Annotated in this window: 15 protein-coding genes and 1 pseudogene; 13 read left to right on the top strand and 3 right to left on the bottom strand. The window is 60.7% G+C overall.

Annotated features, from left to right (window positions below; all coding sequences use genetic code 11):
- Positions 1-13: 13 nt before the first annotated feature.
- From ACM6IM_RS06385 to ACM6IM_RS06355, 7 genes are all read left to right on the top strand, one after another.
- A complete protein-coding gene (locus ACM6IM_RS06385; RefSeq protein WP_414864556.1) occupies positions 14-1,927 on the top strand; it encodes a phytase in 1,914 nt (637 codons plus the stop codon).
- 96 nt (positions 1,928-2,023) lie between these two features.
- Positions 2,024-2,725, top strand: coding sequence for a protein TolQ (tolQ, locus tag ACM6IM_RS06380; RefSeq protein WP_414864555.1), 702 nt, complete (start codon positions 2,024-2,026; stop codon positions 2,723-2,725).
- Between the two features lie 13 nt (positions 2,726-2,738).
- Complete coding sequence (gene tolR / locus ACM6IM_RS06375) at positions 2,739-3,185, top strand: protein TolR (protein ID WP_414864554.1); 447 nt, start codon at positions 2,739-2,741, stop codon at positions 3,183-3,185.
- Positions 3,182-4,000: a TonB family protein gene (locus ACM6IM_RS06370; RefSeq protein WP_414864553.1), complete on the top strand. Its 819-nt coding sequence runs from the start codon at positions 3,182-3,184 to the stop codon at positions 3,998-4,000. The genes tolR and ACM6IM_RS06370 overlap by 4 nt, the downstream gene beginning before the upstream one ends.
- Positions 4,001-4,252: 252 nt before the next feature.
- Positions 4,253-5,158, top strand: a complete 906-nt coding sequence (gene gcvA, locus ACM6IM_RS06365; protein WP_414864838.1) for a transcriptional regulator GcvA — start codon at positions 4,253-4,255, stop codon at positions 5,156-5,158.
- A gap of 74 nt (positions 5,159-5,232) precedes the next feature.
- Entirely contained in the window at positions 5,233-6,060 is an 828-nt protein-coding gene (locus ACM6IM_RS06360) for an EamA family transporter (RefSeq protein WP_414864552.1), read from the top strand.
- 29 nt (positions 6,061-6,089) lie between these two features.
- Positions 6,090-6,851: an SDR family oxidoreductase gene (locus ACM6IM_RS06355; protein WP_414864551.1), complete on the top strand. Its 762-nt coding sequence runs from the start codon at positions 6,090-6,092 to the stop codon at positions 6,849-6,851.
- Positions 6,852-6,888: 37 nt separating this feature from the next.
- On the opposite strand, the gene ACM6IM_RS06350 is transcribed toward ACM6IM_RS06355, so the two are convergent.
- Positions 6,889-7,857, bottom strand: a complete 969-nt coding sequence (locus ACM6IM_RS06350) for an AraC family transcriptional regulator (protein WP_414864550.1) — start codon at positions 7,855-7,857, stop codon at positions 6,889-6,891.
- A 102-nt stretch (positions 7,858-7,959) separates the two neighbouring features.
- On the opposite strand from ACM6IM_RS06350, the gene ACM6IM_RS06345 reads away from it, so the two are divergent.
- From ACM6IM_RS06345 to ACM6IM_RS06335, 3 genes are read left to right on the top strand one after another with little or no spacing between them, the layout of a single operon-like run.
- Entirely contained in the window at positions 7,960-9,204 is a 1,245-nt protein-coding gene (locus ACM6IM_RS06345; RefSeq protein WP_414864549.1) for an MFS transporter, read from the top strand.
- A 48-nt stretch (positions 9,205-9,252) separates the two neighbouring features.
- Positions 9,253-10,602, top strand: a complete 1,350-nt coding sequence (locus tag ACM6IM_RS06340; protein ID WP_414864548.1) for an MFS transporter — start codon at positions 9,253-9,255, stop codon at positions 10,600-10,602.
- The gene (locus ACM6IM_RS06335) at positions 10,599-12,263 is read left to right on the top strand and encodes a N,N-dimethylformamidase beta subunit family domain-containing protein (protein WP_414864547.1); all 1,665 of its coding nucleotides are present in this window, start codon (positions 10,599-10,601) and stop codon (positions 12,261-12,263) included. The genes ACM6IM_RS06340 and ACM6IM_RS06335 overlap by 4 nt, the downstream gene beginning before the upstream one ends.
- A gap of 396 nt (positions 12,264-12,659) precedes the next feature.
- Here the strand turns inward: ACM6IM_RS06335 and ACM6IM_RS06330 are convergent.
- Positions 12,660-12,847, bottom strand: a pseudogene (locus ACM6IM_RS06330) (transposase); the annotation flags it as partial.
- Positions 12,848-12,996: 149 nt separating this feature from the next.
- Here ACM6IM_RS06330 and ACM6IM_RS06325 point away from each other — a divergent pair.
- The 3 genes from ACM6IM_RS06325 to ACM6IM_RS06315 are packed head-to-tail and all read left to right on the top strand — an operon-like array spanning position 12,997 to position 18,972.
- Positions 12,997-14,367, top strand: a complete 1,371-nt coding sequence (locus ACM6IM_RS06325; RefSeq protein WP_414864546.1) for a hypothetical protein — start codon at positions 12,997-12,999, stop codon at positions 14,365-14,367.
- Positions 14,364-16,256, top strand: a complete 1,893-nt coding sequence (locus tag ACM6IM_RS06320; protein ID WP_414864545.1) for a hypothetical protein — start codon at positions 14,364-14,366, stop codon at positions 16,254-16,256. The genes ACM6IM_RS06325 and ACM6IM_RS06320 overlap by 4 nt, the downstream gene beginning before the upstream one ends.
- On the top strand, positions 16,249-18,972 hold the full coding sequence (locus ACM6IM_RS06315; RefSeq protein ID WP_414864544.1) for a DEAD/DEAH box helicase: 2,724 nt from the start codon (positions 16,249-16,251) through the stop codon (positions 18,970-18,972). Before ACM6IM_RS06320 ends, ACM6IM_RS06315 begins: the two co-directional genes overlap by 8 nt.
- Positions 18,973-19,123: 151 nt before the next feature.
- Here the strand turns inward: ACM6IM_RS06315 and ACM6IM_RS06310 are convergent, their stop codons facing one another.
- A complete protein-coding gene (locus ACM6IM_RS06310; protein WP_414864543.1) occupies positions 19,124-22,468 on the bottom strand; it encodes a DNA-binding protein in 3,345 nt (1,114 codons plus the stop codon).
- Position 22,469 lies beyond the last annotated feature (1 nt).

The following is a 22,469-nucleotide window of genomic DNA, read 5'->3' as shown; positions in this document are numbered from 1 at the left end:
ACTTTGCCTGTTCATGAGTATTTCGTTTCTACCCACGCGCCCTATGCTGGCTGCACTGATTTGCCTGGCCGCCGGCCAGGTGTTGGCGGCCGCACCGGCCCTGACTCTCAAGCCCTGGGCCCCGAACCTGTCGGTCGATGCCGTGACGTTTCTGCCCGCCAGCCCTGAAGGCGAGCGCCTCGCCGCGAGCGAGCGTGATGGTTTACTTTTGCTGGATGCGCAAGGCAAGGAGCTGGCGCGCTTAAAGGGATCGTTCAACGCCGTGGACAGCCGCGCCGCCGGCCAACGGGTATGGGTCGCGAGCCTCGACAGCAGTCGCCAGCAAGCGCTGCTCGTCAGCCTCGATCCGCGCAAGCGCACGTGGGGTCAACCGGTGTATCTGCCGACGCGGGATTACCCGGTCAACGGCCTGTGCCTGTACCGCGACGAAGCGAGCAACCTGTTCCTGTTTCTGGTGGGCGAGGAGGGCAAGGGCGAGCAATGGCTGGTGGGCGATGGCGCGACGCTCAGCGTGCAGCCGCAACGTGTGCGCGGTTTGCCGCTGCCGCCTTCGGCCAAGGATTGTCAGGTCGACGATGGCGCCAACCAGTTGGTGGTCAACGAGGAGAACGTCGGTTGGTGGGCCTACCCGGCGCACCCGGAAGCCGATGTCACGCGCAGTCCAGTGGCCATGCGTGAACCGTTCGGCGAGATCGAAAAAACCGCCGGTGCCATGGCGTTGGTGTCGGGTGGCATCGTCGCGCTCGACCCGAAAGCCGCGCACTTGCACCTCTATCAGCAGCAGGGCGAACGCTGGTCCGCACAGGCAACCCTGACACTGCCAGGCTTGAAGGAACCGGAAAACCTCGCACTGCGCCCAACCGATAAAGGCCTGCAGATACTCCTGCGTGACGATGACGACGGCCGACTGTATCAAGGCGAACTCGACTGGCAGCCCATGCCGGTGCCGGTGCCCTCCGTGCTGCCGAACGTAAAGGCGCTGAGCCAAAGTGATCCGGTCGGGCGTCAGGGCGATGCGGCGGACGATCCGGCGATCTGGATTCACCCGCAGCAACCGTCGCTGAGCCGCGTGTTGGGCACCAATAAAAAGCAGGGGCTGCTGGCGTACGACCTGCAAGGCAAGTTGCTGCAGGACTTGCCGGTCGGCCGTCTGAACAACGTCGACGTGCGACCGAATTTCAAACTCGGCCAGCAGACAGTGGACCTCGCCGTGGCGAGCAATCGCGATCACAACAGCCTCAGCCTGTTCAGCATCGACCGCCGTAGCGGCGAGCTGCGCGAAGCCGGCGAGATCGCCACGCCACTCAAGGACATTTACGGCATCTGCCTGTTTCAGCCAGCCAGTGGCGAGCTCTACGCCATTGCCAACGATAAGGACGGCACCTTCCTGCAATACCGACTGAGCGCGCCGAACGGCACGGTGCACGGTGAGTTGGTGCGCCAGTTCAACGTCGATAGCCAACCCGAAGGGTGCGTGGCCGATGACCAGCGCCAACGACTGTTTCTCGGCGAAGAGGATGTCGGCGTCTGGGCGGTGGATGCCCGCGCCGATCAACCGGCGACATTGAGCAGCGTGATCAAGGTCGGGCCGCAACTGCATGCGGATGTGGAAGGGTTGGCGCTCTATCAAAGTGCGGGGCACGACTACCTGGTGATCTCCAGCCAAGGCAACGACAGCTACCTGGTGCTGGACGCCGAGCCACCGTTTGCTTCGCGCGGCGCCTTTCGAGTCGGTCTGAACGCCGGGCTCGGCATCGACGGCGCGTCGGAAACCGACGGCCTGGAAGTCACCTCGGTGAACCTCGGCGGCCCCTGGAGCCAAGGTCTGCTGGTGGTGCAGGACGGCCGCAAGCGCATGCCCGAACAGACACAGAACTTCAAATTTGTGCCGTGGGCCGAAGTCAGCCAGGCCCTGAAGTTGCCTTGACCGGGCCTGTCATCAACGCGTCATCGGATTTTCATCGAATAGCTCAACGGCCGTCGCTCATCGGCGGTCCGCGAGCATCAGACAAGGAGTTTCACCATGCAGGCCACGCTCGAACACATGACGATCTGGGGACTGATCAGCGACGCCAGTCTGTTGGTCAAGGCGGTCATGCTGACCCTGTTGCTGGCTTCGTTGCTCAGCTGGTTCCTGATCATCCAGCGCAGTTGCGTGCTGCGACAGCGCGAACGGCAGATGAACTCGTTTGTGCAGCGCTTTCGCGGCGCCTCGGACCTGCTGCCCCTGTACCGGGAAACGACTGACAGCGAGAAGGGCATCGAGCCGATTTTTCACGCCGGGCTCCACGCGTTCAATCATCTGCACCCGCACACCGGCAGTGCCGCCGACGTGGTGCTCGAAGGTGTGGAGCGGGCGTTGTACGTCGCCATCAGCGAGCAGGAAGTGCAGCTGGAGAAAGGCTTGCAGTTCCTCGCGACCGTCGGTTCGGTGAGCCCTTACATCGGCCTGTTCGGCACCGTCTGGGGGATCATGAATTCGTTTATCGGCCTGTCTCAGGTGCAGCAGGCCACGTTGTCGACCGTGGCGCCAGGCATCGCCGAAGCGCTGATCGCCACGGCCATTGGTCTGTTCGCGGCGATTCCGGCAGTGATTGCCTACAACCGCTTTTCCTCGCGCAGCCAGACCTTGCTGACCCGTTACTACGCCTTCGGCAATGAGCTTCAAATGCGTCTGCATCGCACCTTGCACGGCAAGCCGTTGAACCTGGCCGCTGCAGCCTGAGAGGAGAATCGAGATGCTGGTCAGACTGCAACGCAAGCACGGGCCCAAGGCCGAAATGAACGTGGTGCCGTACATCGACGTGATGCTGGTGCTGCTGGTGATTTTCATGGTCACCGCGCCGATGCTGACTCAGGGTGTAAAGATCGAGCTGCCCAAGGTGGCCAGTGAAGCCCTGGCCACGGACACGCGCCAGCAGATACTGACCCTGTCGGTGAAGGCCGAGGGCGGTTACTACTGGAACCTCGGCGGTGAACTCGATACCCGGCACCAGACTGACAGCGCGGTGACGCTCGACGACATGCGAGCGAAAGTCACGCAGATCGTGACCGAGCGGCATGACACACAGGTCTTCATCCGCGCCGACAAGGACGCCGGTTATGGGCGTGTGGTCGCGGCGATGGCGGCGTTGCAGCAGGGCGGGGTCAGCAACCTCGGGCTGGTGACCGAGGCCCCGCAATGACGGCGATGATCACGCACACTCCGACCCTGACGTTGCAGCGCAGTGTTCGCAGCGGGTTCTGGCAGAACAGTCTGGCGGCGGGCCTGGCCGTGGCGCTGCATGTCATCGTCCTGGCCTTGTTGGTACACGGCTGGTCGCCGCAAACAACGCCCGCCACGCAACCGACGGTGTTGCGAACCCAGTTGGTGATGCTGCCACCCGCCGCTCAGCCGCAGGCTCCTGAGCCGGTACCGGCATCAACGCCACCAGCACCTCCCGAGCCCGTTGCTGCCGCCCCCGTCGAGCCGGTCAAACCGACTGTCGACCCTCAGCTCCAGGTCCAAAAGAAGCTCGAACAGGCAGTCCTGGCGCGCAAACGGGTCGAAGAAAAAAAACGCGAGCAGCAAGCCGAGCAACAACGCGAGCGACTGGAGACGCAACGGCTCAACCGTGAGGCCGAGCAGCAGCAACTCGCCCAGCAACAAGCACAGCAAGCACAACGCGCCGAACAGGCCCGGTTGGCCGGCGAACGCGCACGCCAACTGGCCGCCCAGATGGCTGCCGACAGCCGTCAGTACTTGCCCCTGAGCAAGCAGGCACCGGACTATCCGCAGCGGGCGCTGGACAAAAACATCGAGGGTGATTGCACGGTGGAATACACCGTCAACCCACAAGGCAAAGTCGAAAACCCAAGCGTGCTCGAGGGTTGCCATCCGCTGTTCATTCGGCCATCGCTGGCCGCCGCCAACACCTTCCGTTACCAACCGCGAATCGTCGACGGCCAAGCCGTTGCGGTGCCGGCCGTGCGCAATACGTTCCATTATCGGATCAAGTGAGGAGGGCACCACGTGAGCGCCAAGTCGCGTACGTCTTTATTCGGGGGTTGCTGGCCCGGATTAGCCAGCGCAGGGCCAAGGTTGAAGATACCTGGACCCAGGATTTGAGCCGATTCCAGGCGGAGCTGGAAGAGTGGAAGCCGCTGACGCTGATGTGAGGGCTCCCTGAGTGACGTTTTCAGTGAGTTTAGCTCTATCATGAGCTAGCGTTCATGCATGCACTTTTCCGATAACTCGCTGGATACCGTCCCTATGAGAGACCTGCCGCCCACCGCGACCTTGCGCGCTTTTGAAGTTGCGACCCGCCATCCGACGTTTACAGCCGCGGCACAGGAGCTACATGTTACTCAAAGCGCGGTCAGTCACCAGCTCAAGCATCTTGAGGCGCTTTGGGGCGTGCAGTTGTTCGAGCGTGGCAAGGCGTTACGCCTCACGGCAGCGGGGGCAACGCTGGCGCCTATCGTGCGGGAGTTTTTCATCAGCCTGGAGGCGACTTTGGGTGACCTGCGCGAGCAAAAGGGCAGGGTTCGACTCAGCGTCAGCACCACCTACTCCTTCGCGCTCAAATGGCTGCTGCCACGCTTGCCGCGTCTTTCTCGCCAGCACCCCGAGCTGCTGGTCTCGCTGGACACTACGGATAAAATCATTCACTTCTCTCACGGCCAGGCTGATGTCGCGATCAGGCTCGGCAAGGGCAATTACCCAGGTCTGCATTCGGAGTTCTTGTTTGGAGAGCAGGTATTTCCGGTGGCCAGCCCCGAACTGCTGCGGCGCGTAGGGACGCCGCAGAGCCCCGCAGAATTGTTGCATTTCCCGCTGTTGACGCGCGATGGTGCCGAAATGGTGCCAAAGTGGGAAGTGTGGTTTCAGGCCGTTGGGCTGGCCTATTTGCCGCTCAAGGAAAGCGTCAGATTTGGCGATACCAACATGACGGTGGAGGCAGCCTTGCTCGGCCAGGGCGTTGCATTGGTGCGCAGCGGGCATGTCGAGAACGAAATCAGCGATGGCCGTTTGGTGCGGCTGTTTGATGTGCCGCTTCCATCGCCGCTGGCTTACTACTTCGTCTGCCCCAAGGGCATCGAATCGCAACCGCACATCGCCAGCTTTCGCCAATGGTTAGCCGGTGAGGCGCTGAAAGTGCAAGGCATAGAACAGTGAGTTATGAGTATCCGTTCATGCTGCGATGAGGAGACTTCGCTTTAGTCCCGGCGCCGGCTTGCCTAAAGTGGCGCATGCCTATTCATCTTATCTTCCTCGTGCTTTTCGCCGCGCTCCTGCATGCCAGCTGGAACGCGCTGCTGCGTAGCGGCGCCGACCGGCTGTGGTCCATGACGGTGATGTGCATTGCCATCGCCATCACCAGTGTCGTTGCCGCAGCCTTCATGGTGCCCCCCGCGATTGAAAGCTGGGGCTACGCGGTGCTTTCGGCGTTGCTGCATGTGGGCTACAACCTGTTTCTGGTGCGCAGTTACCGGGTCGGCGACCTGGGGCAGGTCTATCCGATTTCACGTGGATCGTCGCCGGTGCTGATCACCTTGGGAGCCGCCGTGTTTGCCGGAGAACGCATCACGCCGGGCGAGTTGCTGGGTATCGCGCTGGTGTCAGGTGGGATTATTTCGCTGGCCTTCAGAGGGCGCAGTCTGTCGATTCCCAGCCTGCCCTATGCGCTGGGAACAGGCGGCTTTATCGCCGCCTACAGCGTGGTCGACGGCATCGGTGCGAGGCTCTCCGGCGCGCCGCTGGCCTACACGGTCTGGATGTGCGCCCTGTGGGGCGTGCTGATGCCGCTGGTCTACATCCGCCTGCGTGACGCCCGCAGCTTGTTCTGCGTCCGGCCCGGAACAGTGACTGCGTTGGCCGGCGGGCTGGTCTCTTTGCTCGCCTATGGAATGGTCATCTACGCCATGAACGAAGCGCCTTTGGGCGCGGTATCCGCATTGCGCGAAACCAGCGTGCTGTTTGCGGTGTTGATCGGCTATGTGTTCCTCGGCGAGACGCTCACCGCACGCCGAATACTGGCGTGCGTGGTGATCGCCAGCGGCACCCTCATCATCGGCTGATACAGCCAACGGCTAAGGAGTTTTGTTCAATGGTCAACGTCTCGCAGGCACCGCTGATTCTGATCACGGGTGGAAGTCGTGGAGTGGGGGCCGCAACCGCCCGGCTGGCCGCCGAAAGAGGTTATGACGTCGCTATCAGCTACGTTGCCAACGAGTCCGCAGCGCTGGCCGTGGTTGCGGACGTGCAAGCATTGGGGCGCAGGGCGTTAGCGATGCGGGCCGACAGTGCGGACCCGCAACAGGTGGCCGATCTGTTCGCTGCGATCGACCGGTCGTTCGGACGCATCGACGTACTGGTCAATAACGCCGCAATGCTGGCGCCTCAGTCTCGCCTGGAAGACCTCGGCTTCGAGCGGATGCAGCGCATCTTTGCGGTCAATGCCATTGGGCCAATGCTCTGCGCCCAACAGGCGGTGAAGCGCATGGCTTACCGTCACAACGGCCCGGGCGGAGTGGTGATCAACGTCTCATCAGCCTCAGCGCGCCTCGGCAGCCCCAATGAGTATGTCGACTATGCGGCGTCGAAGGGCGCGTTGGAGACTTTCACCATTGGGTTTGCCAAGGAGGTGGCTCGGGAAGGGATACGCGTCAACTGTATTCGCCCCGGACATATCTATACCGACATGCATGCCAGTGGCGGAGAGCCAGGGCGGGTCGATCGCGTCAAGGATTCGATCCCCATGGGGCGCGGCGGCCAGCCCGAGGAAGTGGCACGGGCGATTCTATGGCTGGCGAGCGCGGAGGCATCCTTCGTTACCGGTACATTCCTCGACGTCACGGGCGGTAAATGAGCCAGAGGCACGAATCATCGAAAGCTTGCGCTCGGTTTCAAGTAACAGCGGGCTGCCTCACCTTGCGACTCAATCCCGGTGTCTGGCCGGTAATGCGCTTGAATGCACGACTGAAAGCGGCCTGGGATGTATAGCCCAAGCGCTGCGCCACCTCTTCAATCGGCAGCCTTTCGAGGGTCAGCCACTGGCTTGCAAGCCGCATTCGCAGTTCGGTGACGTAGCGCAGCGGGGTCATGCCAATCGTCACCTGGAAGCGCTCCGCGAACACCGAGCGCGAGGTATTGCAGTGCTCTGCCAGCTGCGCAACAGTCCAGTCGCGGCCCGGTTGTTGATGGAGCGCAAGCAGTGCACCGGCCAAGCGTGGATCGCGCAAGGCAGCGACCAGCCCGGAAGCGTTGCCGCAGGCGCACTCCACCCAGCCGCGAACGACCATGGCGGCCACCACGTCGGCCAACCGCGCGAGGATACCGGCGAAACCCACTCGGGCGGCGCTGACTTCGCGCTCCATGGTGGTCAGGATCGGCACCAGCCCGGGGTAACGCTGGCCGCCGGCATCAATCAGCATCAGGCCCGGCATCAGCCGGCCAAGGCCATGGATACTGCCCAGTTCGAACTCCATGCAACCACTGAACAAAATAGTGCTCGGCGTGGCGCTGGCATCGGTTCCGGTATGCACCGCGCTGACGGTGTCACCTAAAGGCGCGCCGTCCAGTCGGTCGATGTCTTGAACGGGCGCCTCCGGATCAGAAAACAGTTGATGGGCCGCGCCATGGGAGATGAACACGGCGTTGCCGGCGGACAGCGCGTAGGTGCTGCCGTCCTGCATTTTCAGCACCGCATGACCGACCGCCATGAAGTGGAACCAGGCATGCCCGGGTTTTTCCGCGAAGCCCAAGCCGAAGGTTGGACCCGCCTGAATACGCCGGTATTCGACGCCACGCAGGCGCATGCCGCGCAACAGCTCGTTGATGAGGTCCGAGGAGAGGGCAAACTGATCATCAGGCATCGTTCAGGTGTTTTGATCAAAAAGTAGAGATTTTCGATCATAGATCATCCAGCTTCCGGCGCCTAGACTTCGGCTCGCCATGAAGATTGGGAGATCCGTGCAATGACTGATTGTGTATGTAACGCCGTGTCCGACCGCCATCCCGGCGTCGGCGCGGACGTAGAACCTGCGACGCCCGCGTGGATGGCCGTCTTCTCGTTGGCAATGGGGGTGTTCGGATTACTGACCGCTGAATACCTTCCGGCCAGCTTGTTGACGCTGATGTCTGCCGACCTGGGCGTGTCCGAAGCGCTGGCTGGCCAGGCGGTAACGGTGACCGCAGTGGTCGCGCTGTTCGCTGGCTTGTTGGTGCCAGGCCTGACCCGCGGGATCGACCGACGTTGGGTGTTGTTGGGTTTTTCCACGTTGATGGTCGCCTCCAATCTGTTGGTCGCCGTTTCCTCCAGCTTCGCGGTGCTGTTGTTGATGCGCATCTTGCTGGGCATTGCACTTGGCGGGTTCTGGAGCATGGCGGCGGCGGTGGCGATGCGCTTGGTACCGAGTGCTCTGTTGCCCCGGGCGCTGTCGATCATTTTCAGCGGCATTGCCATCGGCACGGTGGTGGCAGTGCCGCTGGGCAGTTATCTGGGCGGGCTGTATGGCTGGCGCAGCGCGTTCTTTGCAGCGGCGGCGGTCGGTATGGTGACCCTGGCTTTCCAGTCGTTCACTCTGCCGCGCCTGGCGCCGCGTCGGCCGGCACGTCTGCGCACCGTTCTCGAGGTGTTGCAGCGTCCGGGCATCGCCATGGGAATGTTCGGTTGTGTGCTGGTGCACAGCGGCCACTTCGCGATGTTCACCTATGTTCGACCGTTCCTCGAAGGAACGACCGGCATCGGCCCGCAAGGGCTGTCACTGATGCTGCTGGGTTTTGGTGTGGCGAACTTCGTCGGCACGCTGTTGGCCGGCAGGCTGCTGGAGCGTCACCCGCTGGCCACGCTGGTGCTGATGCCCGCGCTGGTCGGCGTTGCAGCACTGGCGTTGGTGCTGTTGCCGGCCTCGGTGCCGGGGCAGGCGGTACTGCTGGCGGTCTGGGGCTTGGCCTTTGGTGGTGTGCCGGTGGCGTGGTCGAACTGGGTCGCCAGCGCGGTACCTGATCAGGCGGAAAGCGCCGGAGGCATGGTAGTGGCGTCTGTGCAGTCAGCCATTGCCACCGGCGCCGCCGCTGGCGGTGCGATGTTCAGCCTCAGTGGCAGCGCAGGCGTATTCATAGCCGCGGCGGTGCTGATGCTGCTCGCCGCGTTGCTGATTGCGTTGCGTGTCCGCGTCCCTTCTGCCCATGGCGTTCGCCAGCCCGCGTTGCACCTTTGATCCGGTTTGCCACAGCGCCTCGATCCGTCCGTAATCAGGAGATACCCCATGAACAATACGACGTCTCACCAAGGACGCCTCAAATCGTTGCGCGCAGCAAGTATCGGCAATGCGCTTGAATGGTTTGACTGGACCCTGTACGCAACCTTTTCGGTGTACCTGGCAAGCAACCTGTTCGACAAGACCGATGCGCGCTCGGCGATGCTCGCGACGCTTGCTGTGTTTGCGGTTGGCTTTGTCGCACGCCCTGTGGGCGGCTGGTTGTTTGGCCGACTGAGCGACCGACTGGGGCGCCGGACCATCATGGTGCTCACCATGCTGCTGCTTGCGCTCAGCAGTCTGGGCATTGCGCTGATCCCTGATTACCAGAGCATCGGCCTGTATGCCTCGGTCGCGCTGCTGTTTTTCCGCCTGATGCAGGGGCTCGCCCATGGTGGCGAGACAGGGGTTTCCTACACCTATGTCGCCGAGATAGCCCCAAGCGAGCACCGTGGCTTATGGTCCAGTTCCGTGTATGTGGGGGTGACGCTGGGGGTGATGGCGGCAACGGCCGTGGCGGCACTGCTGACCTGGCTGCTGGGCGCGCAGGCCATGGCCGACTACGGCTGGAGGATCGGCTTCGCCATGGGTGGAGTGCTCGGCATTTACGCGCTGGTTTTGCGCCGCGGTGCGCAGGAATCTCATGTGTTCGTGGAACAGCAGGGGCAAGCGCGACCGCCGCGCAAGCTGTCGACGGGGGAGATCCTGCGAGTGGCGCGTAACATCGTCATGCTTGCAGCGGCCGCCAATGTCACTTACTACGCCTGGGTCACGTTCGGCGCTTCGACGGCGATTGCCCAGGGCATGGACGCCAATGGTGCCTATGTGGCGAGTCTTTTGGCGCAGATCCTCTGCGTGTGCTGGTTGCCGGTCTGCGGAATGTTGTCCGATCGGGTAGGGCGCCGGCCCATGGTCATCGCCTGGGGCCTGGGTGTGATCCTGCTGACCTATCCCATTTCGATCATGGTGACCACTGAGCCCTACACGCTGTTTCTGGCCCAGGTGCTGGGGCTCGGCGCCTGGTCGTTGATCGCGGCGATTTTCCCCGCTGTGCTCTCCGAGCAGGTGCCGACTCAGGCACGGGCACAGGGCGTCGGATTGGTCTCGTCGGTTTCAGTGGCGATCTTTGGCGGCACCGCCCCTTATCTGCACAACTATCTCAGCGGCGCCGACCTTGGCTATCTGTACGTCAGCTATGTCATCGGGTTGGGCGTAGTCACTGTCCTGGCAGGGTTTCTTATCGACGAAACGGCGGGCATCGACCTTGCGCACATCGAGGCGCCGGGCGCTCGAGTCAGCGGAAATGCATTGGCGGGTCGAGCCACAGAATCAGCCGATCAAAGGAGTACGAGTCAATGAATTCCCCAGACCTGAAAACCCCTGCTGCGCGAGGCGAACGACCGGGCGCCAACGTGACCGTGAGCCAGACTTCGGGCCCGCGTCAGGCCGCACGCGAGACTTGGGTCGAAGTCCCTTCCGAGTCTGGCCCGGCGGCCGCCTGGTGCTACTCGGACCGTCGTGCCTATAACCCGGGTGATTCGGTTTGCCTGTATCTGTCGTCAAACCGTCCGCAAGTGAGACTCAGGATCTATCGTGATGGCGCCATCGCCCGCACGTTGCATACCACCGACAGCCTTGACGCGCGGTTCCACCCCATACCCGAACGTGCCTATGAGCAGGGCTGCCAATGGCCCGTTTTCATGCAATGGTCAATCCCGGCGGATGCCGAGCCGGGTGGCTACATAGTGGAAGTGCGCGATGGTGCCGACTGCGTCCTCGGGCATCATCTGTTCATCGTCAAGGCGCTGCGCAAGCGTGCCGATGCCTTGGTGCTCGTCGCGGCCACATCGACATGGGCCGCTTATAACGACTGGGGGGGTGCCAATCATTACTTTGGTATCCACCCCGGCACGCCGCGTGGCCGCTCACCGTTGCTGTCAGCGCAGCGCCCCTGGGCGCGAGGGCAGGTGTGGCTGCCGGAAGGTGCACCACGTTGCATCAACGCGACCCGGCCCCGCACGCCAGGCCCGGCGCGCTATGAGTTCATCGAATGGGCCAGCCTTAACGGCTACTCCAAGTACTACGCGCTGGCGGGGTGGGCCTCTTACGAGAGACCTTTTGTGGTTTGGGCCGAGCAGCAAGGTTATACGGTGCATATCCTGACTCAGGACGATTTGCATCACGACCCGCACGCACTCGAGGGCTACGCCTGCGCCGTCTTCATCGGCCACGACGAGTACTGGACGCGGGAAATGCGTGACCATGTCGACGCCTTTGTCGAGGAGGGCGGCAAGGTCGCGCGCTTCGCCGGCAACTTCATGTGGCAGATTCGCCTGGAGGATGAGGGCCGGCGGCAGGTGGCCTACAAGTACGATGCCGGTGCGCTCGATCCTGTGGCGGCTACCGAGCCTCACCGGCTAACGGGAGCCTGGGAAGACCCGAGGGTGAATCACCCAGGGGCAAGGACGTTCGGGGTGAATGCTCTGCGCGGGATCTATGCCAGCTTTGGGGGAATGGCTCCGCGTGGCCCTCGCGGGTATACCGTCTTCAGGCCTGAGCACTGGGCGTTCATGGGGACCGGCCTGGGTTACGCGGACATGTTCGCAGACGAAGCCAACATCTTCGGCTATGAGGTGGACGGCCTGGAATACACGTTCGTCGACGGCCTCCCGGAACCGCTCGGCACCGACGGTGCGCCCTACGGATTGCAAATCCTCGCAATGGGCTTTGCAACCAATGCCGAGCACGGCCGCGCCGAGGATGCCTATTCATTCATGCTCGGCGATGGCGATGCGCGGTTTCGTGCTTCCATCCTGGCGCCCGAGCTTAGCGACGCCAACATAGAGTTGCATAGCCGCGGGGCCGGCATGGTGGTGCACTTCCACAAAGGTCAAGGTGAGGTCTTTACCGCCGCCACGTGCGAATGGGTACATGGGCTGATGCAGGCAGACATTTACACCGTGATGATCACAAAAAATGTGCTTGAGCGTTTCTTGCGCAATACGCAGGAGGATCGCTGATTTTATGGAGCGCTATTACAGGCTATCTGGATCTCCGAAAAACATTTTGACTGGGCCCTAGAACGGCAGTTTCAGGCAGAGAAAATTGAAATTTGCCCCCATTATTGCCCCCAACCGCACTGGATATGCGAGCGACCGCGAATGGCGATTCCTGACAATTTCCAGTATGGCTCCGGGTGGCTTTCGGTGTACGCCCAAAATGGGGAAGGGCAGGAACTGGAACGCCCAGACGTTCTCCCTCGGTGACCTAGAACCAAAGCAGGTTATACGTAGCCCAGTTCTTGTTCGGCCCCGCTAACGCAAAGTGGCCGGTGCGGTTTGGACATGTGTCGGATAGCTAGGCGCAGCACGCGGGCGGTCGAATGTGAGTGCCCGCGTGCTGTAGAGTCGATTCATCCAAGTCTGCAAATTAATCAAACCTTGCTCATCCAGCTAAGGTGTAAGCGTTTGAGTATCCGATCGAACGTTCTGTGGGTTCGCCAGCCCCAGAACCGTTGATACACTGTTGACCATGGGCCGAAGCGGTCTGGCATATCTCGCCAAGCAGCGCCGGTGCATAGCACCCAGAGCAAGCCATCGAGCACAGGGCATCTTGGCTTGAAAAATACCCTACTCGACGACGGCGCCGGCCTTGACAGTGATAGTGGCAAAATGCAATTTTTCGGGCCGTGTTGGATCCAGCCAGCTTCTACGGCGGATACAAAGGGATTGTCCGTTTTAGAGGTATCCGGGTGTGTTGCTAGATGCTTTTCTGACCGAGTACGACGAAAGCCTCGGTAATGAACTGAATATCGACCCCTTGGGGTTGCAGGTGATCTGGTCTGGGTTTGGCCAGCAGATTTTCCAGAACCGGATCAGTTCCATTTCCAACGATATCCGCAATTTCACCCTGAACCTGTTCAATCACTTCTTGATCAAGAGCCTGGTCGAGGACGACTCGATTGCGCTAGGCATCGGGTTGAGGAAGATCTACAACGGCAAACACGACCTCAAGTTCAAGCATGCCTGTTTGGTGTACTTGGAAAACCTCAACGTCTACAGCGTCATCTCCCATGAAAATACCGCGGGTCTCGAAACCACTGGCGTGCTGGGGATCAGCAAGGCGCGAAGAGGCTGGTTCGACAGTACAGGGAACCCTTCGCTCACCTTCAGCCATGTCCCTGAAGCGCAGGTGCTGGTTCGGCAAACCCTGCTGGGCGTGAGCGGCCGCTACAAGACGCCGTTGGTGGAAATGGGCTTCTTCGACCGTCACTATCGCTACAACCTGCCCACGGCCACGCTGCTGTGGAAAGACGTAGATGCGTTGATCAGCAACACTCCAACGCTTTTTCGTCTCTACAACCTCCTGCATCCTCACTTGAAAGACCTGCTGGCAAGCAGTCGCAGCCAGCCTAAGACTGACTTCCAGGACATACCAGCAACGCTTCCCAAGGCTATGGTCGAGGCCTTTACGTCATCGGCGGCGGTAGGTGCCAGAACATGCGATTTCTGGTTGTCCATCACAGGCCTAGATCGGGGGGCCCCGGGAGCCTTGTATAACGTGTTGAGTTCGCCCAAGCAGGGCGACGGGTCTGCTGCGAATGTCTTCGAGGAGGCGATGAAGCAGCCGCTGGCGAAAGACGCACAGCGAAAGCTCGCGCATGTACGCTTGCTGGAACCGCTGCTCAGCGAGGTGGACCTGTTGTTCCACCTGATGCTGGCCGAGAAGTCTCAGCCCGTCAGAAGGGTCTGGCAGCGCTGGAAAGCCTTGGGGCGTAATACCTCGACCCTCGCCACCTGTGCGGCTGCCATCAATGCAGACACGTCCATGACGACGGTGCTTTCCACTACCGGGCAAGCACGTCTGCAAAGTTTGTTGAACGTGGCAGGGCAGGGCGGTGCCGACGCACAGATGGATGCATTGTTGAGCTATCACGCGTTCATTATGGAAAGTCGTGGCCAGTCGCCGTGGGTGACCCGGGCAGATGGTAACCAGCTAAAGATTCATGTGCGGCCCCGCAGTGAGCCGACCCCTGCCGAGCGACCGTTGGGTGGCTGGGTGCACCAGTACTACATTCCCCAGTTTCGGCACTTGCTTGCGGGCTTGCACGGGGTGGCCGCATGAAACTGATCGAGGCCTTCAAGCAGCAACTGAAGGAAATGGGCGAGCTCAAACGAGTCTGGCTGACCACCTTCAACCTCAATCTGGGTTTTGTCGAATCCCATCTGCTGCCGGCAGTGCTGAATATGGACCCGCCGCGCAACCGCCTGGACTTCGAAGGCTTCCAGGCACACCTGGTTGAGAAAGACATTGACTTCCGGGTGTTCTGCGACAAGCGAATGATGGGGGCCGACCAGTACAAGCGCACGGCCATCAACGTTCACTGTGTATCTGCTCGCGCCCTGAACACTCACCCTGTTTTTACCGAGCACACGTTGTTTCATCCCAAGCTCATCTTTCTGGAGAGTAAGAAAGGGGACATGGTGTTGGGTGCGGGCAGCGCGAACCTGAGCGTCGGAGGCTGGGGGCGCAATCAGGAGGTGTTCACCTTCCAGCGCGTCTGCAATAACGAGCAATACAGGCAGATTCAGAAGTTCTTCGATGCCTTGGCCGAGCCTCTGGAACTTGAGCTCCGCTGGCGCACCCAGCCTCGTCTGGCCGAGGGGCCTGATTGGCAATTCGTGCACAGTTTCGACAAACGCACCTTCCTTGAGCATCTCATGGAGCAGGACCGCATCACCTCGCTGCAGGTCTGGTCCCCCTATCTGGCGGCCGACATGCCCGACTTGCTGGAGCGACTCCGGGCGCAATCAGGTAATCCTGATCTGAAGGTGGCTCTGGTCGCAGACCGCTTGGAGGGCCGGTACTTCCGGACGCCCTGGAGCGAGGCGTTGGCGGCCTGCATCGAGACGGACGCGCTCGCGTTCCACAAAAGCCCGTCTGCGCCTGATCCGCTCACCGAAATCACCCATGCCAAGGCCTGGCTCTCTCACTCCCCTCAGGGGGGGCGCCTGGCGATCGGCTCGTGGAACTTCACCCATGCCGGGACCAGCAGTTTTGATCAGCGCAATATCGAAGCCGGTATCGTGCTGAACGTCAAACGCAACGCAGACATGCTGGGGGCGCGCATTGACGTCACCGAGGCCGATTTTGCCAGCGACCAGTTGTTGGCGGAGGATCGCCTGGATGTGCCGCAAGAGCTGCCCTTCGACCTGCAAGTGCACTACGACTGGAAGCGTGCCTGTTTTTCGGTATCAGGCAACTGGTGGGTAGACAAACCCGGCAATGTTTATTGGCTGAAGTTGCCGGGTGTAAGCGAACCGATATCCCTGCAGTGGCGCACATGGCGCCAGCAGGGCAAGTGGTTGCTGATACCGATCGAGCAGGTGACGCCGGATAACGAGGCCATGCTCGCCGACCATAGCTACGCCATTCTTCTGCGCAAGAAGGGCCCAGCGGTGTTTAGAGGCATCATTGTCGAGCGCGACCAGTCGTTCCGGCGCGTACAAGGTTTCGAATCGCTGAAGGACCTGCTCGACAGCCTGGTGGCTGGGGTCGATCCGAACAGCGATACCAACACCGTGTTGCGTGCCTGCCTGCGCAATGGTGCCGGGCCGGATGAGGACCCAACCGCGCCTTCACCTGTCATCGAACAGGATGCGTTGTCTTACTTCCGGTTGTTCCAGGCGATCGAGCAGTATCGCGAGCGTTTGCGCGCAGCTTCCGATATCGAACAATGGGCATTCGTTCATCCGGGCTGCCTTCAGGAACTGGCGGCCAAGGCACGCCAGCAGATTAGCGGCAGCCAGCCCAGCGTGTTCAACTGGTTCCTAGCCCAGGAGGTCAATTCGCTTCACCAACTGGCCGCCGGGCTGTACCGCAAGGCCGGGCACCGTAAGCCTGGGGACGAACTGTGGTCGACACTGAGGGTGCAGACGCCGCGCTTGCCAAAGGAGCTGCAAAGAAAGCTGGCCTATGTTCGCCACGTGCAGAAGGAGTGTGGCTATGCGTGAAATCGACTGGGGTGGTTTGAAGCCGGAACAGGTCGCGAACTGGATCAACTTCGACGCAGGCAATGACGCGTGGCAGTACTCGGGCGAGGACATCTCCATGCCCGCCCGGCAAATCGAAGGTGTTGCCGGTTTGTGGAACAAGTTGTCCATGCACAATGTGGCATTGCTGGCCGATGAGGTCGGCATGGGCAAGACGTTCCAGGCATTGGGCATCATCGCGTTGCTGTGGAAGCTGAAGCCCAATGCCAAGGTGCTGGTCATGGCTCCCAGGGAAGACATCTGCCACCAGTGGGCGCGTGAGTATGCCGCGTTCCTGCGCGATCACTATAAAGGCGGTTCGCACCTGACCTGCAATGGGCCTGAGAAAAAGCCGTTGCACGAGGCGCAGATTTACAAGCGGCTTCGTGAACTGAGTGATGCGGTGAAGGAGGGCAGCGGGCAGTTTTACTTCACCACTATCCATTCCCTCAGCAACCTGGTTGAGTGGCAGGACAAGCAGTCGGGTGATGTGGCCGGCAAAGCCCAGGTTGAGGCTGCCAGGATTCACCGTGAGCTCAAGTCATCGCTGGGAAACAAGGGTTTCGACCTAGTCGTGGTGGATGAGGCTCATTATTTCCGTAATGCCGATGGCGGTTCTCAACGTGCCAAGGCCGCACGCAAGTTCTTCGGGGAAGTGGGGGGGCGGCTCGGGCAGAAAGCTTTGTTGCTTACCGCGACGCCCAGCCATTCCTCGCTTCGGGACATAGCCTCCATTCTCGGCTACTTCATCGACCCACCGGCTGACGGGTCGCAACCCGCTCCGGATAAGCTGCTGACCCAGTATGCATTGCGTCGTTTGCGCCTGATGCAGGGGGCTGAGGGTTACCGTAACAAATATAACTACCGTCATGAAAAAACGCTGCCAGCCAGTTTCCATAACAACCCCGAGGCCGAGATGTTTTTCGCGTTGTACCAGAAGAAGCTGGTGCAGCAACAAGGCCATAAGAGTGGCGGCCGCAGGTTCCTGTACGGCTATCTCGAAGGCTTCGAGTCCGTTGGTACCCAGCCAGGTAGCGCGGCCAGCGCGACCGCACCGCTGGAACAGGAACACTCCGCTCAGGCATTTTCCGGTGCCCCGGATACCGGGATCCTGACTCAGCTTACCCAGCTGCACCGTGAGTACTTCCAGAGCCACCCTGATCATCCCAAGTACGACACGTTGATGCTTGAATGCCAGCCCGAGGATGTCTTCGACACTCGAATACCGTTGCATGAGCACAAGCACCTGGTATTTGTGCGGCGGATCGCTTCGGTGCGGGAGATTACCCAGCGCATGAACGCGGACAGTGACCTGAAGCTGGCGCGGCGTATCGTCCAGGCCTGGCGTCCGGAAGACTCGGAAAGGCTGTTGAAGGGGTGGCAGAAGAAGAACTGGTCGCGGGCGTTTTTCAGCCGGTATGTCTGCCAGCAGACGGCCGAAGAATCGGACGACCAGGATTTTCTTCACGATGACGACCAGGCGCAAGCCATTGATGGCTTGGAGGGTGATGAAAAACTGGCCTCGCACATTGCTGACCTGTTCGTGGTCAAGAAACAGGGAAAGGATCGCAGTACGGATTGCTCGAACTTCAGCTTGCGCTTGCGCAAGCCGGACAGTCTGTTTTCGTTGTTGCTGGAGCCGGCAAGTGACTACCGCAAGGGCGGATACACCGGGTATGACCGCAAGCGTGTGGGCGAGCGTAATCGGGACGACTATGGCGGTGCGGCGCTGCGAGCGCGTCTTGTGCTGCACGGGGAACACGCGTCGCCAGCGGGTGAACAATACGAAGAAATGATTCCGACCTTGTGGGGCCTGATGTATGGAGGGTTGCCTGATGCCACACGCCGGCGGCTGGAGGCGTGGTTGGCGCTTGGGCCACACGGCCGAGCGATTGCAGAAAATTTCGCCAATTATGTAAAAGCGGGCTTTCTGTTTGCCAGCCCGGTCATCATTGAGCTCTACAGTTGGTTCACGGAGTTTCGTCGCCAGCATGCGGGGGGCGATGCTCAACGTCGTTATCTGGATTTCATCGATTGGCTGAGCCCGCGCCTTCACGACTCGTTGATTCGGCAGTACTTCATTGCGGCCTTGGATTGCTTCGAGCAGATCTGTGGAAAGATCACGGCCCACGGGCTGGCCGACTGGAAAAAAGACTGGCGTATCCTTACCAGCCTGCAAAGCCCTGCCTGGTACGCCAGTAGTCATTCTGGCGATCGCCGGCGCTTGATTCTCGGTTTTAACAGCCCGTTCTACCCCAACGTGCTGGTTGCGACTTCGGTCTTTCAGGAGGGTGTGAACCTGCATCTTCAATGCAGCAAGGTGCACCACTACGGAATTGCCTGGACACCCGGTGACAACGAGCAGCGTGTCGGGCGTGTGGACAGGTTGTTCGGCCGGGTGAACCGGCAATTGCAGGAGAAGGGCGAGGCTGAGCTGGCGATCCACTATCCCTATCTCGCGCAGTCGTTCGACCAGGAACAACTGGCTTCATTCGTGCTTCTCAAATACGCGGTCGAGGCGCGCATGGATGCCTGCCGACATACGTCGTTCGATGATGAAATCGACTTGCGCCATGTTGCCGATGACTGGAAGCGATACCTGCGAACGCCAGTGAAGGGGATGAATTCGGCAGACCCGTTCCCTGCGTGTTTTGGCACGGGGTCAGTTCCATTGGAGGCCTATAATCCAAGTGAGTGAGGTTGGGAAGGTAGTTGCTGAGCTGGGCATACGGACACAGCATGCCCAGCAAGCGCGGCCTTCCCGTTACTCCCGCGTACGAAGCCTTACAACGCCCATCGTCGACCACAACCTCACCAAACCCAGGCACCTTCGCCTGGGTTTGCGCTGATCATGCGTCCTGACTGTCGGAAATTCTGGTTATGTGGATCGCGTTCGCGCCATCGTCGCCGGTCAGATAAAGGCGCAGGGCAAAAAGCAGGTCCGGGGTATGATCACCTTCGGTTTTTTCGATATTGATCTGTACCCGGCAAGACAAAGCGACAGTCGATTGTGCAACGAGTTCGCTCACCCGCTCGACGCTGCGGGTCAAGGCCTTGGTGATCTGCTGATGAGGCTGGAGCAACATCCTCAGTTGCATATCCGCTGCATCTCGCGTTCGAAGCACACCCAGCAGGAGTTCAAGTAACTCGGTGGTTGTGCGCATCCAGTTGACAGCAGCTCTGTTGTCATCGGCACCTTTTATCCCCGGGCATGGATTGATCTGCCCCAACGCCAGGTTGAGAGACTTCAGCACCATTGTCATTTGGGTCGCTTCGAATTGTTCAACGAAGTGCCGGTCTCGCCAGATCGCACAAGCGAAGGTGCGCAGAACGCTTTCCGTGATGTTGCGCATGAGGCCCGAGAAAAGCGCCCGCTGCCAGGGTTGATCCAGGCGTCCCAGGGCGAAGCCAATGGCTTGTGGGTTGCGAATGCTGCCGTTCTCGAGCTGCCCGGACAGATGCTGGATGAAGCCACTTGGGACGTCCTTGTGCATGCAACACATCAGCACGAGAATTACGCTTTTCACCGACGTTGGAAAATCGTTTTCCTGCAGCAGAGAAACGAGGTAGTCGATATTGCTGCGGGCTGCTTTGGCAAAAACACCGGGGCAGTCGATATCGTCGATGGAGCGACCATCGCGCCATATCTGGATGATGGGGTAATAGACAGATTTGCGGATCTGCATAACGAGATTCTTGCTGGTTGTTTCGTCGAACCGCTTGAGTCGTTCCACCTCCTCGTGATACTCGCCGGCAACCCGACGGCCAGAGCATTTGCCGCCCTGCTCATGGCGTTCGTATGAAATGGTGTCGCCAACGCCGAAGTCCGTGTACACATGTCCGTCCAAGATATTTTTCTGATGGATGAACACTCGTTCCTGAGTGGCGCTGGTGGTAGCGAACGTGAAATAGCCTCCGTTCTTGTCAGGGCGCCACTCCTTGTTGATCACGGCCTTGGCCCTGGCCTTGGGACGGATGTAGATATCCTGGTCCAGTCGTGCGATCGCGCGGGTTATCCAGTTGAGCAAGTCAGTGGTTTCACTGCTGCCGGGTTTTGGCAAATGACGCAGATCGGCCCAGGCCATCGGAGCGGGGTACTCCGGAGCGGGGGCATCGCTGACGACCAGGTCCCTGGTACGCCGCCAGGTAGCCTGCACCTGTGCAAACGCGCCATTGCGCGGCATGAAGGTCAGCTGATAGGGGGCGTCCGCACCGTATTCGAACGTCAGGTGGAGCGCACAGTCGACATTTTCCTTGAGTGGAAACGCGCAGGAGTCCAGGCGGGCCGAGTAGCCCAAGTCTTCGCGGCTGTCGCCCAGGAAGAGGGGGAACTGGTAGAACGGCCTGTCCGCCGGGAGGGTGAAATCTTCCTTTACCTCTATGCTGACTGGCCTGCCACGGATCGGCGTGACCGTCGTGCCACGGGACACCAGTTGGAAGCGCTGAGGACGTCCGTCCTTGAACACCTTGATCGTCAGTTCAGGTATCTCGTCGCGCCACAGGGGGATATCTCCCGCACGTTGTTGCAGCGTATGAAAATGAAGGCCTCCGGATACCGGGCTTTGCGTCACGGTGATGGCGAAGGCGAAGCCGCCGATGCGCGGGTCCTGTTTCAGCACCGAGTTGTCGAGGACGGGAGGCCTGGCGGCGATAGCTGGCGGTTGCCATTGGTTCTGGCCATCGATGGACGTAATGGCGCAGCCGGGTTCCGACTCATCCGCTGGGGTGTCCGAAATGATCACCGAAGGATGCCGCTCCCAGTAGAAACCTCTCGTTTCCGGGAGTTTGTCCTTGAGGGCCGGTTCGAGCCTGGCGACCAGTTTCGTGACGCAGGTTTTGCCGCCGACATTGTCGATCACGACTATCGGATAGCCAGCGCTCACTTTCGAGTAGTCCACGTGTTGAATCGTAGCGGCAATACTGCGCGGCAGGGGCACTGCGCCCTGGAAGCGAGCATTGAGATTGCGTCGGGTGACGTCGAGTTCGAAATCATTGAGGACATCGGGCACGAGCCAGATCAGCGTGTCGTGCCTGAACATTTCCTGCAGCCTGCCGGTGAAAGCGCGTGCGGCGCGCTCCAAGTGCTCGTGCGCGGCTTGGGAGAAGAACAGGTCCGTCGGGAATAGGGTCGTCACCTGCGGGTGCCGATAGATCGCGTCGGAGGTAAACAGGCCGAGTGCTACCTCGGAATCCTCGCCTTGCCATAGTTGCCATGCAAAAGAACCAGGTAGGTGCCTGGCCATTTTGCCCGCAGCATAGCGTGGGAGTGAGGTCGCCAGATCGACGCACACCGGTGTATGGATTTCGATCCTGGCGCCGCGCTTGATCTTTTCCTGTACCGACTGCATCGCGACGCTGTTGAACCAGGGACGGATCTCGAAGGTATCGAAGTCGAAGAAAACCGGCATGTCCGCCAGGCAGTGGCGGCCCTCGCTCCATATACGGCTGTAGGTGATCCAGCGATGCCGGGTCTGGCGACGTGCGTGGACCTCGGACAGGTCGCGAGCAGTGTCATCCTCCAGGGACTGCAGCCAACGCCAGGCGTCCCATACCTGTCGGTAATCGCGATGTGACAAAAGCGTGTTGTTGGGCGGCAGGTTCTCCCAGCGGCCAATGTCCCGCGCTTCGCCGGAGCGCAGCCAGGACAGAATCGTCAACAACAGGTCGTTCTGGTGTTCATGGCGCTCTACGCACAGCTCCAGGTATTGCGCCAGACTCACCATGCATGCCTTGAACAGGCGGTTCTCCGGCAGGTCGACGGACTGGGAGCGCCGAACGCCTTGCAGATAGGGGTTGCCTGCCAGCTTTTCCCTCAGTGTGCGTCCCGGGCGATTGCTCAGCTTGATGAAGCTGTTGGCATCGAGTTCGCGTACCGCATGGGCGGGCAGTAAAGCGTGTTCCCGGCGAGGAGCCTCGTTGAGGCAGTGGACAAGCCTATCCACCGCCGCGCTGCAATGTTCGGTGATGCGCCACAGGCGGTCGCGGTACGGGGACCCGGTCTCGGGCGGTGAATAACCTTCGATCCTGGCCAGAAACACCGACAGCGATTGCGGCAGTGCCTGCCCGCTCCTGGGGTCGAAGTCGACGGCATGGCAGAACCAGTCCGACTGCTCGAGCACCTCGCTGATGGCGGTGCTGTCGTGGGCCTTGTTGCGGGGCACGGAGTCAAGGCTCGACAGGTGCTCACTGGTCATG

It is taken from the genome of Pseudomonas sp. IT-P12, from assembly GCF_949767465.1.
Lineage (GTDB): Bacteria > Pseudomonadota > Gammaproteobacteria > Pseudomonadales > Pseudomonadaceae > Aquipseudomonas.
This window is presented reverse-complemented; position numbering and strand designations above follow the sequence as displayed.

What these genes read in the sequence shown, in the direction of transcription:
- tolQ (WP_414864555.1), top strand. Translation starts at nt 2,024, where the DNA reads ATGCAGGCCACGCTCGAACACATGACGATCTGGGGACTGATCAGCGAC.
- ACM6IM_RS06350 (WP_414864550.1), bottom strand. Translation starts at nt 7,857, where the DNA reads ATGCCTGATGATCAGTTTGCCCTCTCCTCGGACCTCATCAACGAGCTG.
- ACM6IM_RS06370 (WP_414864553.1), top strand. Translation starts at nt 3,182, where the DNA reads ATGACGGCGATGATCACGCACACTCCGACCCTGACGTTGCAGCGCAGT.
- ACM6IM_RS06360 (WP_414864552.1), top strand. Translation starts at nt 5,233, where the DNA reads ATGCCTATTCATCTTATCTTCCTCGTGCTTTTCGCCGCGCTCCTGCAT.
- gcvA (WP_414864838.1), top strand. Translation starts at nt 4,253, where the DNA reads ATGAGAGACCTGCCGCCCACCGCGACCTTGCGCGCTTTTGAAGTTGCG.
- ACM6IM_RS06310 (WP_414864543.1), bottom strand. Translation starts at nt 22,468, where the DNA reads ATGACCAGTGAGCACCTGTCGAGCCTTGACTCCGTGCCCCGCAACAAG.
- tolR (WP_414864554.1), top strand. Translation starts at nt 2,739, where the DNA reads ATGCTGGTCAGACTGCAACGCAAGCACGGGCCCAAGGCCGAAATGAAC.
- ACM6IM_RS06385 (WP_414864556.1), top strand. Translation starts at nt 14, where the DNA reads ATGAGTATTTCGTTTCTACCCACGCGCCCTATGCTGGCTGCACTGATT.
- ACM6IM_RS06355 (WP_414864551.1), top strand. Translation starts at nt 6,090, where the DNA reads ATGGTCAACGTCTCGCAGGCACCGCTGATTCTGATCACGGGTGGAAGT.
- ACM6IM_RS06320 (WP_414864545.1), top strand. Translation starts at nt 14,364, where the DNA reads ATGAAACTGATCGAGGCCTTCAAGCAGCAACTGAAGGAAATGGGCGAG.
- ACM6IM_RS06345 (WP_414864549.1), top strand. Translation starts at nt 7,960, where the DNA reads ATGACTGATTGTGTATGTAACGCCGTGTCCGACCGCCATCCCGGCGTC.
- ACM6IM_RS06335 (WP_414864547.1), top strand. Translation starts at nt 10,599, where the DNA reads ATGAATTCCCCAGACCTGAAAACCCCTGCTGCGCGAGGCGAACGACCG.
- ACM6IM_RS06315 (WP_414864544.1), top strand. Translation starts at nt 16,249, where the DNA reads ATGCGTGAAATCGACTGGGGTGGTTTGAAGCCGGAACAGGTCGCGAAC.
- ACM6IM_RS06340 (WP_414864548.1), top strand. Translation starts at nt 9,253, where the DNA reads ATGAACAATACGACGTCTCACCAAGGACGCCTCAAATCGTTGCGCGCA.